Consider the following 15842-nt stretch of genomic DNA (forward strand, 5'->3'; position numbering starts at 1 on the left):
GGAAGAGCGGCAACGCTTGAAGCTTACCGGTACTAATAGTTCGATCGGCTTGATCGTTCTCATTCCTAATGTCCATCAAATGGTCTTGCCAGCGCTCACGCATGAGCGGCCCTCACGGGCCTATGCTCCGCGAGGGCGCCGGTAAACCGGCGACGCGCAGTCGCGCTTGCGGGCTTCGCCCGAAGGCAAACTGCAAACGTCGCCTTGGCACAAAAAAGACCAGCGAACAGCTCAGAGAAAGCAGCAGATAGGGTTCCCTATTCGCTACTCTCTGTCGGCCATTCGCTCAAAACAGCTTCTCGAACAACGTGCGTTTTGCCGACCTGGTGGTTATGGCGGAGCGGCTGCACCCGATCCCATTCCGAACTCGGCCGTGAAACGCTCCAGCGCTGATGGTACTTCGTCTCAAGACGCGGGAGAGTAGGTCGCTGCCAGGTCTGCTAAACGCACGTTGAACTCACATCCAAGCGGATGGAGTGAAATCTTCTCTGCACATGGCCCGCCAACGGGAAACCTCGGGCCGCTCTAAGCGGCCCTTTCATTTGGTGGACATCCTTACTATCTGTAGGCCTCGGCTTACGTCCAACGGTTGACGCGGGGTGGAGCAGCCCGGTAGCTCGTCAGGCTCATAACCTGAAGGTCACAGGTTCAAATCCTGTCCCCGCAACCAATTTTGCCATAAATCACCGGCCGTCTCGATCTGAACAATCGAGACGGCTTTATTGTTGGACTGGCACACAATCGTCGTGGGCGACGATCAGCCGGACCCAAACAGCCAGTCTTCAACACAAACTGTCCTAGCCTAGCGCAGACCTTCCCTCGCCAGGCTTCGCGGTCAACAAGTTGGCACCGGCGTTTTACACGGAATGGTCGCGATGATTTGTACTCATCCGGTGAAGACCGCAGGCGTTCGTATCCGGCGGCCATGACACCGCAGTGCTGAGGTCAAGCTTTCGATGGGGAGACGCGATGATATTCTTCGAGGAGGAGTTCGACCTCCTCGATGCCTTCATCGGTGAAGGCCAAGATCCCGTCGTCATCGTTGGCCCGTAGACCCAGATGACGCCGTCCTCGGGCTCGAGACCGAGCGTCAGGTCCTGGATGAGCTCTTCGCTGACGCCGAGGTCCCTGGCGACACGTTCGACGGTGTGAACGTGAAGCACCTTATTGCGCTGCATATCAGGCCGCCGCTGGTTGAGTCCGCAGTTTTGCGGATCTCCAATTCCATGGCAGCAAATCATCGATCCGATGGGCCGGATAGGCGGGCAGTCGGGCGAGGACGTCGGCGAGCCAGGACTGCGGGTCGATATCATTCATCTTGGCGCTGACGATCAGGCTGTAGAGAACGGCAGCGCGCTGTCCGCCGCGATCGGAACCGCAGAACAGCCATGACTTTCTGCCGAGAGCGATGCGGCGCAGGGCTCGCTCGGCTGCATTGTTCGACAGACAAATCCGCCCATCGTCCAGGAACCGGGTGAAGGATGACCAGCGGCGCAGCATGTAGTTGAAGGCCTTGGTCAGATCGTGTCCGCGGGGGAGCTTGTCGCGTGTCTCGATCATCCAGCGCTTGAGCTCGGTGATCAGTGGCAGGCTCCGCACCTGGCGCGCGGCGTGGCGTTGGCCTGGCGACATGCCGTTGATCGCGCGCTCGATATCGAATAAGGCATCGATGCGCTTCACGGCTTCAACCGCTCGCGGATGGACCAGGTTGGGCTTGTCGCCGCGCGCCTTCTTGCGCGCCGCCGCTTCGATATCGGCCAGCTCGAACACTTTGGGCCGGCCGTGGGCCCAGCAGCTGGCTTCCAGAACAGGCGCCGGCTGACGACCCGACGCATAGAGATCGACATAACCGCCAAAGGCATCGGCCTGCAGAATGCCGCTCCAGCCGGCGATGCGCCGCGGGATGTTCCCCTCGGCGATCGCGGGAATTGTAGAACACTGCCGCCGGCGGATCGGCGCCGCCGAACGGTCGGTCATCGCGCACATAGGTCCATAATCGGCCGGTATCGGTCTTGCCCTTGGCCAGGACTGGCACCGTCGTGTCGTCGCCGTGCAGACGTGAAGCGGCCAGCACATGGGCTTCGAGCCGCTTGAACAGCGGCATCAGCGCCGCGCCGCCGGCGCCGACCTGGTCGGCGAGCGTCGACAGGCTGAGCGGCACGCCTTCGCGGGCATAGCGTTCAGCCTGGCGGTTGAGCGGCTGATGCTGGCCGAACTTCTCGAACAGGATCATCGCCAGTAGGCCGGGACCGGCCCAGCCGCGTGGGGTGGCGTGCAACGGCGCCGGAGCCTGGCTGATCGCCTCGCAGTCGCGGCAGGTGAACTTCTCCCGCACGTCTTGGATCACCTTCCATTGCCGTGGCACCACCTCCAGCGTCTCGGTGATGTCCTCACCCAGCTTGCGCAGCCGGTGACCGCCGCAGCAGTCGCAAGCGGTCGGCGCCGGCTCGACCACGCGCTCGCGTGGCAGATGCTCGGGAAATGGCTGGCGCGCCGCTCGCTTGCGCACATAAGGCGCCACCTCGGTGGTCCGGGCCGCGGCTTGTGCGGCGGCGATCTCGTCTTCCGTCGCCGTGCTCTCGAGTTCCTCGAAGGTGAGCTCCATCTAGTCGTGCAGGCGGGCTGAGCCTTCAGAACTCTGACCGTGCAGCGCCCGCTGCAGCTCCCGGATCGTCAGGTCCTGATGTGCGATCAGCGCCGCATCATCCGATGCCTTGGCCCTGGCGACCGCCAGTTCGGCCTCGACCAGCGCAGCTTCGGCTCTGGCCAGCGCCGCGCTCAGCGCTGCTCTCAGCGCGCCGATATCGTCCGGAACAGCATCCTGGGCGGTGGCAACCATGCCCTGGAGTGAATCATAAAACGCGTCCGCTGGCTCGCGGAAAATGGCGCAAAATCAAAGAAAAACTCAGCCCGCGCGCCGCGGGCGGAACGTGTGGCGCGGGTTGCGCCAATCGATCCCGTCGAGCATGTAGGCGAGCTGCGCCGGTGATATGGAAACCGTGCCGTCCGCCGGCGACGGCCATAGAAACCGGCCCTTCTCGAGCCGTTTTGCATACAGCGACATGCTGAGCCCATCATGCCAGATAGTCTTGATCAGATTGCCGTTGCGGCCGGGGAAGACATATAGATCGCCGGCATGCGGATCCCGGCCCAACGTCTCCTGGACCTGCAGAGCGAGGCCTTGCATCCCACGACGCATATCGGTCCGGCCGACCGCCAACCAGATCCGCACCTGGCTCGGAACCGGGATCATGATACGCCCAGCGCCTTCACCATCGCCGCCGCAAGGGTCGGCGGCGTGGTCAGCGGAATCCGCAGCCGCACCTTGCCGGCGATCTCCAGCTCGATCACGGCTGGTGGCGCCGGCACCGAAGCGGCGGCAGGCTCATCGCGAACCACGACAACTTCGGCAAAGCCCGTTTCCCGGGCTCTTAACGTGCGGCGCCACTTATAGATCAGGCTGGTCGCGACATCGTACTGACGCGCCGCCGCCGCCACTGTGGCCCTCGGCGCGAATGCTGCGGCCAGTATCCGGCACTGATCCTCTTCACTCCAACGACGACGGCGTTCGGGCCCGGTCAATATCGTCATCTGGCTCATGGCTGTGCTGCGAACTCCGCTCGTAAGGACGACCTTAAGAGCGCAGCCTCGCTACCGGCCCATGTTCGCGCAAGGCGGCCCTCGCCGGAGGCGTACGATGATTTGAGCTCCGAGCTCCTTGCTCGGGTCGCCGACCAACGAGTCGAAGGCGAGAATTCCAACCTTGTAAGTCATGCTTGTCGTCCGCCTGGACGCGCCCCGAAAACGTGGCGGATGATCTTCCCCAGATGTCATTGGAGCATATTGAGGGGTGCGGCCTTGGAGCGGCGAGGGGACTTGCCTACATCGCTCATGTCGTCGATATGAAGGTCGATGAGGCGCCGAAAGTTTTAAGGCGCGCTATACGGGACTTGGTCGGCGACTCACCGCGTTCGACTAAGCGCTCGGTTTCGGTCGCCCAGCGACGCGCGTCGTCTCGGCGCAGGAAGGTGGTCTCACTGACGTAGTGACCTTTGCGACGAACTTGGACACGCCAGGAACCGGACGAGAGCTTTGGGTAGGTGGCCATATATTCGTGTGCGCTCCGTGTGCGACGAGAGATCGAAAAGTGGCGAAAATTGTCGCATTCTGGCGTAAATTCGTGTGCACTCGGCAGCTTCTACCGATTTGATGTTACATAAAAAATGGCGAAAAATCAGACAGAGTGGCCGTTTGCGCCCATGGTGCCTCGGATTCGGTTGATGGACGCATGAAGCCACTGGCCCTGATCTCCTCAAAGGACCCGGATTTCTTCCTGGTTTTCGGCCACATCCTCTCGGTTGCCGGCTTCGAAACCCGACTGATCACGGCAGACAAGGAAATCGCACGTGTCATCAAGGCGGCGGCGCCGCTTGCCGTTATCCTGGACTGTCAACCCGGCGACGGCAAAATCGCCAAACAGTGCCTGTCGCTGAAATCGAGCGAAGCGACGGGAGGCATCCCCATCGCAGCCCTCGTCGCTCCCCGTTCCGGCAAGCTGCAGCTCGAACTGATCAAGGCTGGCGTCGACGAGATATTTTCGCGGCCGTTTGCGCCCGAACAGCTGCTGACCTGGCTGCATGGCAAAGCGGGTCTTGCGAAGCTATCGCGCGAAACGGACTCGGGAGATGTGGTGCATGGCGATTTTCGGCTCGAGCGACAGACCCACCGGACATTCTTCAAGCAAAACGAGATTGTCATGCCGCCGATCGAGTTCAAGCTTTTGCGAAGCCTTTTGGCAAAACCAGGCAAGGTTTTCAGCCGCGAGGAACTGGTCGCGACCGCATGGCCTGAACATGCCGCCGCAACTGATGTGCGGGGCGTCGACGTTCATATAGCAAGGCTGCGCAAAAGGCTTCGGGCATCCGTGGGAAGCGATGTGATCAGGACCGTCCGCTCCGCAGGCTACGCGTTCGCGCCGGAGTGGTAACCTGCTTGGCGCGTCCGGCACCTGCCGGACGCGTGTTGGCGTCCGTCCGAGCTCTTGGCCGGCACGCCGGGTCACAGGCATCTGCCCTCAATGGCTCAGGATGGTATCGAGGAACAGCCGGGCGCGTGGGTGAGCGGCTCTAGAGAAAAAGTCATTGGAAGAGGCATGCTCGACAATGCGGCCTTCGTCCATGAAAACGATCTCGTCCGCGACTTCGCGTGCAAAACCCATTTCATGGGTCACGCAGACCATGGTCACGCCGGTTCCCGCCAACGCGATGATCACGTCCAGGACTTCCTTGATCATTTCCGGGTCAAGCGCCGAGGTGGGTTCATCGAACAGCATGATGCGGGGATTGAGGCAGAGAGCGCGCGCGATCGCCGCTCGCTGTTGTTGACCGCCCGAGAGCTGGGCCGGGTAGGCATGCGCCTTTTCGGGGATGTGCACCGTCGTCAAATGCTGTATGGCGATCTCTTCGGCCTCGCGCGCCGGTTTCAGGAGAACCCGGCGCAGCGCCAGCGTGCAGTTGGCGAGCACGGTGAGGTGCGGAAAGAGATTGAAGCTCTGGAAGACCATACCTGTCTGTCGGCGCGCCCGCGCGGTATCGCGAGCATCTTTTCCCAGAGTTATCGCTTCGAACTGGATCGTTCCCTTCTGGAAAGGTTCGAGACCGTTGATGCAGCGGATCAATGTCGACTTGCCGGACCCGGACGGTCCGCAAACGACGACGCGTGCGCCCGCTCGTACCGTCAGATCGATGTCTTTCAAAACCTGCAGGGCACCGAACCACTTGTTGAGGCCGTCGATACGCACAAGGGGGAAGGATTGAGCGGTGGAGATTGGGGCTTGAGCGAGCATCAGCGACGTCCAGCTGCAAGCAGGCGCTGCTCGATGCACTTCACGCCATAAGAAACGATCAGCGCCAGGGCGAGAAACAGAACGCCGGCGACGGTCAGCGGCTCCGCGTAACGATAGGTCTCGGAAGCGATATCGAAGGCGCGCCCGAGCATTTCCGGCACGGCCAGGATCGCGAGATAAGGCGTCGCCTTGAGGATCGAAACCAGGTAGTTGCCGAGCGGCGCGGCGATGTTGCGCAGCATTTGCGGTCCGATGATGAAAATGATCGTGTCGCGGCGGGTGAGCGACAAGGCTCTGGCTGCTTCCAGCTGGCCGCTTGGAATTGCGTCGATGCCCGCCTTGAACACCTCCGCCAGATAACCGCTGTAGTACAGGCTCAGCCCCAGTATGCCCACCGTCATGGCGCCAAGGCGGATCCCGTAGAAGGGCATGACGAAATACAGGAAATAGAGCCAGGCCAGGACCGGCGTTGAGCGGATGAAGTCGATCAGGAAGCGCACGGCGAGGCCAGGCGCTCCGCCCCCGCGGCGGATCATTTCGAAAGTGAAGCCAAGCGCCGACGCACCGAGGCAACTCAAGACCGTGGCGAGCAGGGTATTCCCTATCGCGCCGATTATGGTCGGGATGGTCGAGAGTGCGAAATCGAGGTTAAATCCCACGAGGCGTTCCTCTTTCGGGATTGACCCGCTTCTCGAGCCAGCGTCCGGCGAGTGCGATCGGATAACAGACGACGAAGAAGGCTAGCAGCAGCGCCGAATAGATCGCGACCGGGTCGTATTCGGTCTGCGAGATTTCCTTGGCGCGGAACGTCATGTCCGTCAACGTGACCAACGAGACAAGGGAAGTCGCCTTGACGAGCTGAATAAGGTTGTTGACGAAGGTGGGACTCATGGCGACCAACGCCTGGGGGAGCTCGATCAGAAGCAGGATCGCCGGGCGCGAGAGGCCGAGCGCCATGCCAGCCTCGCGCTGGCCGGCAGGAAGACATTGGAGCCCGGCGCGCACCGCCTGGCTGGCATAGCCGCCGCTATTGAGGCCGAGCACCAATGCACTGACGGTCAGCGCCGATAGAGTGACGCCCACGACCGGCAGCACGTAGTAAAAGACGAAAAGCAGGACGACGACCGCGGAGCTGCGCCAGAATTCGATCACGGCGGTAACCAGAAAGCGCGCTATACCGGTGGTCAGAAACTGCGCGACGCCGAAAACGAGCGCGAAGGGGACGGCGAAGACCAGGCCGTAGGCTGTGACCTGTGCGGTGATATCCAGCCCCTGCAGAATGCCCAGCCAGATGTCCAGCATGCTCACGGGGTGCCACCCCTCTTTGTCGAGGCGGGTGACGACGATGTCAGTATCGTTTCGGCGTGCCTGAGGAAGGCGGCGTTGCGTTGAGAAATCGCGCCCTCTGGACCGGACCTCATGGCTATCCTCCGCGCCGTGAAAAGGACGATCGGCTGTACGGCCAGGCGATCGATGGCTCTCTCTTAAACCCGGTGGGAGTCGGGTGTCAATAAACATGGACATAGTATTGCGGAAGTTTATATTGCACGCATTTGCGGTGAATGGCGCAATGCGTCGCCGTAGACCGCCACGGCCTGCGGCGACGCCGTTCGCCGGTATTTGCGCGCTACGCTACGACGGCGGCTGAAACGCGTTGAATCGGACTGCTCCAAGGCTTTGATCGTCCCCGACCCGGGGACAGTTCGACGTGTTCCCGGCCCAAGCGGGGACAGGATGGCTATCTCGCATAACGATACCGAGGGACGCGCGCGCAGCTCGCGTATGCTGCGGACCGCGCTCGGACCCGCCATCGCCCGGTTCCTAGACGATCCCGCGATCGTTGAGGTTATGCTGAACCCGGATGGCCGGATCTGGGTGGATCGGCTTTCGGAAGGTTTGGCCGATACGGGGGAAATGCTCGCGCCTACCGCTGGCGAGCGGATTGTGCGCCTGGTCGCCCATCATGTCGGCGCTGAGGTCCATTCCCGTTCCCCGCGCGTCTCGGCCGAATTGCCGGAAACCGGCGAGCGTTTCGAAGGCCTGCTGCCGCCCGTGGTCGCCGCGCCGGCTTTCGCGATCCGCAAACCTGCGGTCGCCGTGTTCACGCTCGATGACTATGTCGCGGCGGGCATCATGACTTCTGGCCAGGCCGCGATGTTGCGCGCCGCGGTTGCTGGCCGCGCTAACATCCTCGTTGCCGGTGGCACATCGACCGGCAAGACGACCCTCACCAACGCGCTGCTCGCCGAAGTGGCGAAAGGGATGGATCGGGTCGTCATCATCGAGGACACCCGCGAACTGCAATGCGCCGCGCCCAACCTTGTCGCAATGCGCACCAAGGATGGCGTCGCCACGCTCTCCGACCTGGTTCGTTCCTCGCTGCGCCTGCGGCCTGATCGCATCCCAATCGGCGAAGTGCGCGGCGCCGAGGCCCTGGACCTCTTGAAGGCATGGGGCACAGGGCATCCCGGCGGTATCGGCACCCTTCATGCGGGGTCCGGTATTGGCGCTCTGCGCCGCCTTGAGCAGCTTATCCAGGAAGCCGTCGTCACTGTCCCGCGTGCGTTGATCGCCGACACGATCGGCCTTGTGGCTGTCCTGTCGGGACGTGGCGCCGCGCGGCGGCTTAGCGAACTCGTTCGGATCGAGGGTCTCGGCCCCGACGGCGATTATCGCATTGCTGAAGCCAAGCCCACCAACCCAGGAGAAACCTCATGATCCGCCTCCTTGCACACTGCCACGGCAATATGGCCGCAGGAGCCGTCGCCCTAGCCGTCAATCTCCTGGTCGTGTCGAACGCCCATGCCTCGGGCTCCTCGATGCCGTGGGAACAGCCGCTCGAAAAAATCCTGCAGTCGGTCGAGGGACCGGTGTCGAAGATCATCGCCGTCATCATCATCATCGTCACCGGCCTGACGCTGGCCTTCGGCGACAGTTCGGGCGGTTTCAGGCGGTTGATCCAGATCGTTTTCGGCCTTTCGATCGCCTTCGCGGCGTCGAGTTTCTTCCTGTCGTTCTTCTCGTTCGGCGGCGGAGCGTTGATCTCATGACAGCAGCTTTCGAACAATTCGACGCGGTGCCGGGGTGGTCGGTGCCCGTCCATCGGGCCCTGACCGAGCAGATCCTGCTTGGCGGCGCGCCGCGCGGAATCGCGATCCTGAATGGCACGCTGGCTGGCGCTGTCGGTCTTGGGCTGCGGCTCTGGCTGGTCGGTCTTCTCATCTGGGCAATCGGACATGTCATGGCGGTGTGGGCTGCCAGGCGCGATCCGCTGTTTTTCGAGGTCGGACGCCGGCACCTGCGGCTGCCCGGACATCTGTCGGTTTGAGGGCGTCGTTATGATGAGCCTTGCCGAATACCGCCGGACGGCTGCCCGCCTTGCCGACTATCTGCCTTGGGTCGCTCTCGTCGCGCCGGGCGTCGTGCTCAACAAGGACGGCAGCTTTCAGCGCACCGCGAGGTTTCGCGGGCCCGATCTCGACTCCGCCGTAGCGGCGGAACTTGTTGCGGTGGCATCGCGCATCAACAATGCCTTCCGTCGCCTCGGCTCGGGTTGGAGCATCTTCGTTGAAGCACAGCGGCACGAAGCGGCTTCCTATCCCGAAAGCCAGTTTCCCAATGCGGCCTCCGGCCTGCTCGACGCCGAGCGCAAAGCCGACTTCGACGAGGAAGGAGTTCATTTCGTATCGAGCTACTTTCTCACATTCCTGTTCCTGCCGCCGCCCGAAGACGCCACGCGCGCCGAGGGATGGCTTTATGAGGGCCGCGACCAGTCGGGCGCGGATCCGGGTGAGATCATGCGCGCCTTTGTCGACCGGACAGAGCGCGTGCTGTCCCTGCTCGACGGGTTCATGCCGGAATGCCACTGGCTCGATGACGGCCAAACGCTGATCTACCTGCACACGACGGTCTCCACCAAACGCCATCAGGTGCGCGTCCCCGAGACCCCGATCTATCTCGATGCGCTGCTGGCCGACGAGCCGCTCGCCGGCGGGCTCGAACCGCGGCTTGGCGACAAGCATCTTCGCGTGCTCACCATCGTCGGCTTCCCGACCGCCACGACACCCGGCCTGCTTGACGACCTCAATAGGTTGGCCTTCCCGTACCGCTGGTCGACCCGCGCGATCCTGCTCGACAAGGTCGACGCTGTCCGCCTGTTGACCAGGATACGGCGGCAATGGTTCGCCAAGCGCAAGAGTATCGCCTTGATCCTGAAGGAGGTGATGACCAACGAGGCATCAGCACTGCTCGACACCGACGCCGCCAACAAGGCGGCCGACGCCGATACGGCGCTGCAGGAGCTCGGCGCCGACATGGCGGGGATGGCCTATGTCACCGCGACCGTCGCCATATGGGATTCCGACCCGCGCGTGGCCGACGAGAAACTGCGGCTCGTCGAGAAAGTCATCCAGGGCCGCGACTTCACGGCGATTGTCGAGACCGTCAACGCCGTCGACGCCTGGCTCGGCTCCTTGCCAGGGCACGCCTATGCCAACGTCCGCCAGCCGCCGATCTCAACGCTCAATCTCGCCCACATGATCCCCCTCTCTGCCGTGTGGGCGGGGCCGGAACGGGACGAGCATCTGGTCAGTCCTCCCTTGCTTTATGGCAAGACCGAAGGCTCGACCCCGTTCCGGTTGGTCCTTCACGTCGGCGATGTTGGCCACACGCTGGTCGTCGGCCCCACCGGCGCTGGCAAGTCGGTTCTGCTGGCGCTGATGGCCCTGCAATTTTGCCGCTACCGCAATGCTCAGATCTTCGCCTTCGACTTCGGCGGCTCGAATCGGGCGGCGACGCTAGCCATGGGCGGCGACTGGCACGATCTCGGCGGTCATCTTACCGAAGGCATGGACGCCTCCGTTTCGCTGCAGCCGCTCGCCCGCGTTCATGACACGTACGAGCGCGCTTGGGCGGCTGACTGGATCGTCGCGATCCTGACGCGCGAGGGCATCGTGATCACCCCGGACGCAAAGGAGCATATCTGGGCGGCGCTGACGTCGCTGGCTTCGGCTCCGGTCGAGGAGCGCACCATCACCGGGCTCAGCGTGCTTTTGCAAGCCAATGACCTGAAACAGGCGCTTCGTCCTTACTGTGTTGGCGGCCCTCACGGCCGGCTGCTCGACGCCGAGGCCGAACACCTCGGCCAGGCATCCGTGCAGGCGTTCGAAATCGAGGGTCTGGTGGGCACGCAGGCCGCGCCGGCCGTCCTATCCTATCTGTTTCATCGCATCGGCGACCGGCTCGACGGTCGTCCGACACTGCTCATCATCGACGAAGGCTGGCTTGCCCTCGACGATGACGCGTTCGCCGGGCAGTTGCGCGAGTGGCTGAAGACGCTTCGCAAGAAGAATGCCAGCGTCGTCTTCGCCACCCAGTCACTCTCCGACATCGACAATTCGGCTATCGCGCCGGCGATCATCGAAAGCTGTCCGACCCGGCTGCTGTTGCCCAATGAACGCGCCATTGAGCCGCAAATTACCGCCATCTATCGCCGCTTCGGCCTGAACGACCGCCAGATCGAGATCCTGGCGCGAGCGACACCCAAGCGCGATTATTACTGCCAGTCGCGTCGCGGCAACCGTCTCTTCGAGCTCGGCCTGTCCGAGGTCGGGCTGGCACTTTGCGCCGCGTCCTCGAAGAGCGATCAGGCCCTGATCGGCAGCATCATCGCCGAGCACGGCCGCGACGACTTCCTGTCAGCCTGGCTGCGTGCCCGCGATGTCGGCTGGGCCGCCGACCTCATTCCCGATCTCACCGCCCCTGAACCTGAAAAGGATCCCCAACAATGACTATTCGTCAAAGCCGCCGGCGCGCCCTTCTGCTGGCCGCGGCGATGCTCGCCGCGCCGGTCGCGATCTCGCCGATGATGACTGCGGCAGCGCATGCCTTCATCGTGTTTGATCCGTCGAACTATTCCCAGAATGTCCTGACGGCCGCGCGTTCGCTGCAGCAGATCACGAACCAGATCACCTCGCTTCAGAACCAGGCCCAGATGCTGATCAACCAGGCGCGCAACCTGGCGAGCCTGCCTTTGTCCTCGCTCCAGCAACTGCAACAGTCGGTGCAGCGCACGCAACAGCTTCTCGGCGAGGCACAGAACATCGCCTTCGACGTCCAGCAGGTCGACAAGGCCTTTCAGCAGCAATACGGCAGCGCCTCACTCTCCGCTTCCGACCAGCAGCTCGTCACGGACGCGCGTTCGCGCTGGCAAAACACGGTAGGCGGTCTCCAGGACGCCATGCGCATCCAGGCGGGCGTCGTCGGAAATATCGGGACCAGCCGCGCACAGATGTCGGCGCTGGTCGGCGCCAGCCAATCGGCAACCGGAGCGCTGCAGGCGACGCAAGCTGGCAATCAGCTTCTTGCGCTGCAGGGCCAACAGCTCGCGGACCTGACCGCTGTTGTCGCCGCCAACGGTCGCGCCCAGGCGCTGACCGAGGCCGAGCGTGCTGCCGCGGTCGATCAGGGCCGCGAGCAACGCCGCCGCTTCCTGACCCCAGGCCCCAGCTACCAGGCTGGCTCGGTCCAGATGTTCAACCGCTGAGGTCGATGACCATGGACGGCAAAACCCTCGCTCGTGCCGTGGCTGTCATCTTTGTCGCGGCCGCCCTCACGGCCGCCGCGCTCGGTGTGAGCCGGAAGGAGAACAAGTCGGCGGGCGAGGGCGCACACACACAGGCGGCCTCGATGCCAAACCCGCTTCGCGATGGTCTGCGCCGCTGCCAGGCGCTGGGCGAGGCTGCTCTGCGAGACGATGGATGTGCGCGGCTGTGGGCCGAACAGCGCGATCGCTTCCTCAGTCTCCAAAAGCCGTCGGGCAGCTTAGGCGAGCCGGCCGCTTCGCGGCCGCCAGATGCTGCCCTGCACGAGGCCCGGTAGATATGGGCAATACCGGTGTCATCGACCAATTCCTGGCCACCTTCACCCGCTACATCGACAGCGGCTTCGGCCTGCTCGGCGGCGAGGTCGCCTTCGTCGCCACCACGCTGATCGTCATTGATATGACGCTTGCCGCGCTTTTCTGGAGTTGGGGCGCCGATGACGACATCCTTGCACGGCTCGTCAAGAAGACGCTCTTCGTCGGTGTCTTCGCCTACCTGATTTCCAACTGGAACGGTCTCGCCCAAATCGTATTCGAGAGTTTTTCCGGTCTTGGTCTCAAGGCGGGTGGAACCGGTTTTTCGGCACAGGATCTGCTACACCCCGGCAAGGTAGCTCAAACCGGCCTCGACGCGGGACGACCATTGCTGGAGGCGATCTCCGGTTTGATGGGCTACATCTCCTTCTTTGAAAACTTCATCCAGATCGCTTGCCTGCTTTTCGCCTGGGCGCTTGTCCTGCTCGCCTTCTTCATCCTGGCGGTGCAGCTCTTTGTGACGCTGATCGAGTTCAAACTGGCGACGCTGGCCGGGTTCGTGCTGATCCCTTTCGGCCTCTTCGGCAAGACGGCCTTCATGGCCGAACGCGTGCTCGGCAACGTCATCTCGTCGGGCATCAAGGTTCTGGTGCTTGCCGTGGTCATCGGCATCGGATCGACGCTGTTCAGCGAATTCACCCAAGGCTTCGGCGGCGAGAACCCCACCATCGACCAGGCCATGGCGATCGTGCTGGCGGCGCTGTCGCTGCTTGGCCTCGGCATCTTCGGTCCCGGCATCGCCAATGGCCTCGTCGCGGGTGGACCGCAGCTGGGCGCCGGTGCGGCCGTGGGCACTGGCCTTGCCGCGGGCGGCATGGCGGTGGCGAGCTATGGCGCAGCCGGCCTGGCGGCGCGAGGCGCGACCGCCGCATCCTCGGGAGCGATGTCGGCCGCGCGTGGCGGTATGTCACTCGCTGGCGGCGGTTCGGCCGCCTATACGCTTGGCGCAGCCAGCCAGTCTGGCGTGGCAGGCATCGCCTCCGGCTTGGGCGGCATCGCGCGCGCTGGCGCTTCGGCGGCAGCCTCTCCGCTCAAGCGCGCCGCCGCAAACACCGGTCAATCGCTTAGGTCAAGCTTCGCCTCCGGCGCCAGTTCGGCCGCTGAAACCACCGGCGGTTCGTCGACCATGGGTACAATCGGAGGCGCCGAGACCTCAGCCGCTCCTGCGCCCGGCGCGGGCAGGCCATCCAGCGCTCAAGGAGAGCCCGAATGGGCCAGACGCTTGCATCGCTCCCAGCGCCTCTCTCACGGCGCCCAGACCGCTGCCCACGCGGTGCGCGCCGGCGACAGCCATGGCGGCGGCGCTTCCGTTTCTCTTTCTGAAGGCGAATGACCCATGAACATCTTTAGGCGCCCCGCCGTCCACTACGGCAAGACCCCTCGACCGGAAACCCCCTATCAAAAGGCCGAGCAGATCTGGGACGAACGCATCGGCTCGGCACGCGTGCAGGCACGGAACTGGCGCGCCATGGCGTTCGGGTCGCTCATCCTGTCGGCGGGGCTCGCCACTTCACTCGTCTGGCAGTCGGGCCGCGGCACTGTCGTGCCCTGGGTCGTGCAGGTCGATAGGCTGGGCCAGGCTCAAGCGACCGCGCCAGCAACCGCGGACTATAAGCCGACCGATCCGCAGATCGCGTGGCATCTCGCCCGCTTTATCGAACAGGTGCGCTCTGTTCCAGCTGACCCAATCATCCTGCGTCAGGACTGGCTGCGCGCCTATGAATGGACCACCGACCAGGGCGCGGCGGCGCTCAACGACTATGCTCGCGCAGCGGATCCTTTCTCCAAGGTCGGCAAGAGCCAAGTCGCCGTGGACGTTTCTTCGGTCATCAGGGCCTCGCCGGACTCCTTTCGTGTCGCCTGGATCGAGCATCACTACGAAAACGGTCAGCTTTCAGGCACCGAGCGCTGGACCGCGATCCTGACGATCGTGACGCAGATGCCAAGCGACGCCGAACGGCTTCGCGCCAATCCCCTCGGCATTTACGTCAACGCCATCAACTGGTCGCGGGAGATGAGCCAATGAGCCCGACGTCGCGTCTTGTTGCCGGCACGACTTTCTCAAGATACCTGCTATCGGCCATGCTGGTCTCGGGGACGACGCTGCTTGCGAGTTGCGCCACGCCTGCGAAGAAGCCGCCGAAGATCAGCTACGATACCTATGTTCCGCCCTTGCCGCCGGCTCCGGCCGCCGCGACCGATCCAAGGCCGAAACCTCTTCGCGTGCCACCGGGCTGGGCCCCGGCACGGGGCGGCGCCATCGGCGAAACGCCGGCCGCCCGTGTCGAGAACGCCAACGCCGCGGCGCGCGTGGAACCGCGCCGCGAGGGCTACTACAACGCGATCCAGATCTACCCATGGAGCGAAGGAGCGCTCTATCAGGTCTACGCCGCACCTGGCCAGATAACGGACATCGCGCTTGAGCCGGGCGAGAGCCTGACCGGCGACGGTCCGATCGCGGCCGGTGATACCGCGCGCTGGATCATCGGCGACACCGAAAGCGGGTCCGGCATTGCCCGACGCGTCCACGTCCTGGTGAAACCCTCGCGGGCGGACATCACAACGAACCTTGTCATCGCCACCGACCGGCGCAGCTATATGCTTGAGCTACGCTCAGGCGCGAAGCCCTACATGCCTGCCGTTGCGTGGTCCTATCCGGCTCTGAAAGCGGGCCTCCTGCAGACCGTCACCACAACACCGACCATACCGGACGTTACAGCACGCAACTATCGCTACGGCCTTACCGGTGACAGCCCGCCCTGGAAGCCGGTGAGCGCCTATGACGATGGCCGCCGGGTCTACATCGAGTTTCCGCGCGGCATCGTGCAAGGCGAGATGCCGCCGATTTTCGTGATCGGTCCGGACGGCGAGGCTGAAATCACCAACAGCCGCGTCTATCGAAACGTCCTGATCGTCGACCGCCTTTTTGGTGCGGCCGAACTGCGTCTTGGCGCTGGAAAGCGGCAGCAGACGGTAAGGATCGTCCGGATCGATGGAGGAAGAACCGATGGGTTGTGGCGGAGACCAAGCGACGGCGTCGCGTCGAAGGCGCCGAACGCAAGGCACAGGGGAGAGCTTTAG

Annotated in this window: 15 protein-coding genes, 1 tRNA gene, 1 rRNA gene and 1 pseudogene; 12 read left to right on the forward strand and 6 right to left on the reverse strand. The window is 63.5% G+C overall.

Annotation, left to right across the window (positions count from 1 at the left end):
- Nucleotides 1–322: 322 nt before the first annotated feature.
- Nucleotides 323–437: ribosomal RNA gene (gene rrf, locus FJW08_RS22560) — 5S ribosomal RNA — on the forward strand.
- A 156-nt stretch (nt 438–593) separates the two neighbouring features.
- Nucleotides 594–670: transfer RNA gene (locus FJW08_RS22565), tRNA-Met, on the forward strand.
- Nucleotides 671–1179: 509 nt separating this feature from the next.
- Here FJW08_RS22565 and FJW08_RS22575 read toward each other — a convergent pair.
- The 3 genes and pseudogenes from FJW08_RS22575 to FJW08_RS22585 form a co-directional block, all read right to left on the reverse strand.
- Nucleotides 1180–2839: pseudogene (locus FJW08_RS22575) on the reverse strand (IS66 family transposase).
- A 66-nt stretch (nt 2840–2905) separates the two neighbouring features.
- Complete coding sequence (gene tnpB / locus FJW08_RS22580) at nt 2906–3220, reverse strand: IS66 family insertion sequence element accessory protein TnpB (protein WP_210241208.1); 315 nt, start codon at nt 3218–3220, stop codon at nt 2906–2908.
- A gap of 29 nt (nt 3221–3249) precedes the next feature.
- Complete coding sequence (locus tag FJW08_RS22585) at nt 3250–3600, reverse strand: transposase (RefSeq protein WP_224595414.1); 351 nt, start codon at nt 3598–3600, stop codon at nt 3250–3252.
- A 688-nt stretch (nt 3601–4288) separates the two neighbouring features.
- Here FJW08_RS22585 and FJW08_RS22595 point away from each other — a divergent pair.
- Nucleotides 4289–4987, forward strand: coding sequence for a response regulator transcription factor (locus tag FJW08_RS22595; RefSeq protein WP_140812358.1), 699 nt, complete (start codon nt 4289–4291; stop codon nt 4985–4987).
- An 87-nt stretch (nt 4988–5074) separates the two neighbouring features.
- Here the strand turns inward: FJW08_RS22595 and FJW08_RS22600 are convergent, their stop codons facing one another.
- Genes FJW08_RS22600 through FJW08_RS22610 form a run of 3 tightly spaced genes read right to left on the reverse strand, consistent with a single transcriptional unit; the run spans nt 5075 to nt 7153 of the window.
- Nucleotides 5075–5845 (reverse strand): amino acid ABC transporter ATP-binding protein, encoded by a 771-nt coding sequence (locus FJW08_RS22600; protein WP_140812428.1) that lies wholly within the window; start codon nt 5843–5845, stop codon nt 5075–5077.
- Entirely contained in the window at nt 5845–6504 is a 660-nt protein-coding gene (locus FJW08_RS22605) for an ABC transporter permease subunit (protein WP_140758185.1), read from the reverse strand. The genes FJW08_RS22600 and FJW08_RS22605 overlap by 1 nt, the downstream gene beginning before the upstream one ends.
- Entirely contained in the window at nt 6494–7153 is a 660-nt protein-coding gene (locus FJW08_RS22610) for an amino acid ABC transporter permease (RefSeq protein ID WP_140812359.1), read from the reverse strand. Before FJW08_RS22610 ends, FJW08_RS22605 begins: the two co-directional genes overlap by 11 nt.
- Before the next feature lie 426 nt (nt 7154–7579).
- On the opposite strand from FJW08_RS22610, the gene trbB reads away from it, so the two are divergent.
- From trbB to trbG, 9 genes are read left to right on the forward strand one after another with little or no spacing between them, the layout of a single operon-like run.
- Nucleotides 7580–8563, forward strand: coding sequence for a P-type conjugative transfer ATPase TrbB (gene trbB, locus FJW08_RS22615; RefSeq protein WP_140812429.1), 984 nt, complete (start codon nt 7580–7582; stop codon nt 8561–8563).
- Nucleotides 8560–8895 carry a TrbC/VirB2 family protein gene (locus tag FJW08_RS22620; protein WP_140812360.1) on the forward strand — a complete coding sequence of 112 codons (336 nt, stop codon included), beginning with the start codon at nt 8560–8562 and terminating at the stop codon, nt 8893–8895. The genes trbB and FJW08_RS22620 overlap by 4 nt, the downstream gene beginning before the upstream one ends.
- Nucleotides 8892–9173 (forward strand): VirB3 family type IV secretion system protein, encoded by a 282-nt coding sequence (locus FJW08_RS22625; RefSeq protein WP_140758187.1) that lies wholly within the window; start codon nt 8892–8894, stop codon nt 9171–9173. Before FJW08_RS22620 ends, FJW08_RS22625 begins: the two co-directional genes overlap by 4 nt.
- A 10-nt stretch (nt 9174–9183) precedes the next feature.
- Nucleotides 9184–11634 carry a conjugal transfer protein TrbE gene (gene trbE / locus FJW08_RS22630; protein ID WP_140812361.1) on the forward strand — a complete coding sequence of 817 codons (2451 nt, stop codon included), beginning with the start codon at nt 9184–9186 and terminating at the stop codon, nt 11632–11634.
- Nucleotides 11631–12389, forward strand: a complete 759-nt coding sequence (gene trbJ / locus FJW08_RS22635; protein WP_140812362.1) for a P-type conjugative transfer protein TrbJ — start codon at nt 11631–11633, stop codon at nt 12387–12389. The genes trbE and trbJ overlap by 4 nt, the downstream gene beginning before the upstream one ends.
- Nucleotides 12390–12400: 11 nt before the next feature.
- Complete coding sequence (gene trbK-alt / locus FJW08_RS22640) at nt 12401–12724, forward strand: putative entry exclusion protein TrbK-alt (RefSeq protein ID WP_140812363.1); 324 nt, start codon at nt 12401–12403, stop codon at nt 12722–12724.
- Between the two features lie 2 nt (nt 12725–12726).
- Nucleotides 12727–14094, forward strand: a complete 1368-nt coding sequence (gene trbL, locus FJW08_RS22645) for a P-type conjugative transfer protein TrbL (protein WP_140812364.1) — start codon at nt 12727–12729, stop codon at nt 14092–14094.
- Between the two features lie 3 nt (nt 14095–14097).
- The gene (gene trbF, locus FJW08_RS22650) at nt 14098–14787 is read left to right on the forward strand and encodes a conjugal transfer protein TrbF (protein WP_140812365.1); all 690 of its coding nucleotides are present in this window, start codon (nt 14098–14100) and stop codon (nt 14785–14787) included.
- Nucleotides 14784–15842: a P-type conjugative transfer protein TrbG gene (gene trbG / locus FJW08_RS22655; protein WP_140812366.1), complete on the forward strand. Its 1059-nt coding sequence runs from the start codon at nt 14784–14786 to the stop codon at nt 15840–15842. The genes trbF and trbG overlap by 4 nt, the downstream gene beginning before the upstream one ends.

The sequence above is a fragment of the Mesorhizobium sp. B3-2-1 genome (assembly GCF_006439515.1).
Taxonomy (GTDB): domain Bacteria; phylum Pseudomonadota; class Alphaproteobacteria; order Rhizobiales; family Rhizobiaceae; genus Mesorhizobium.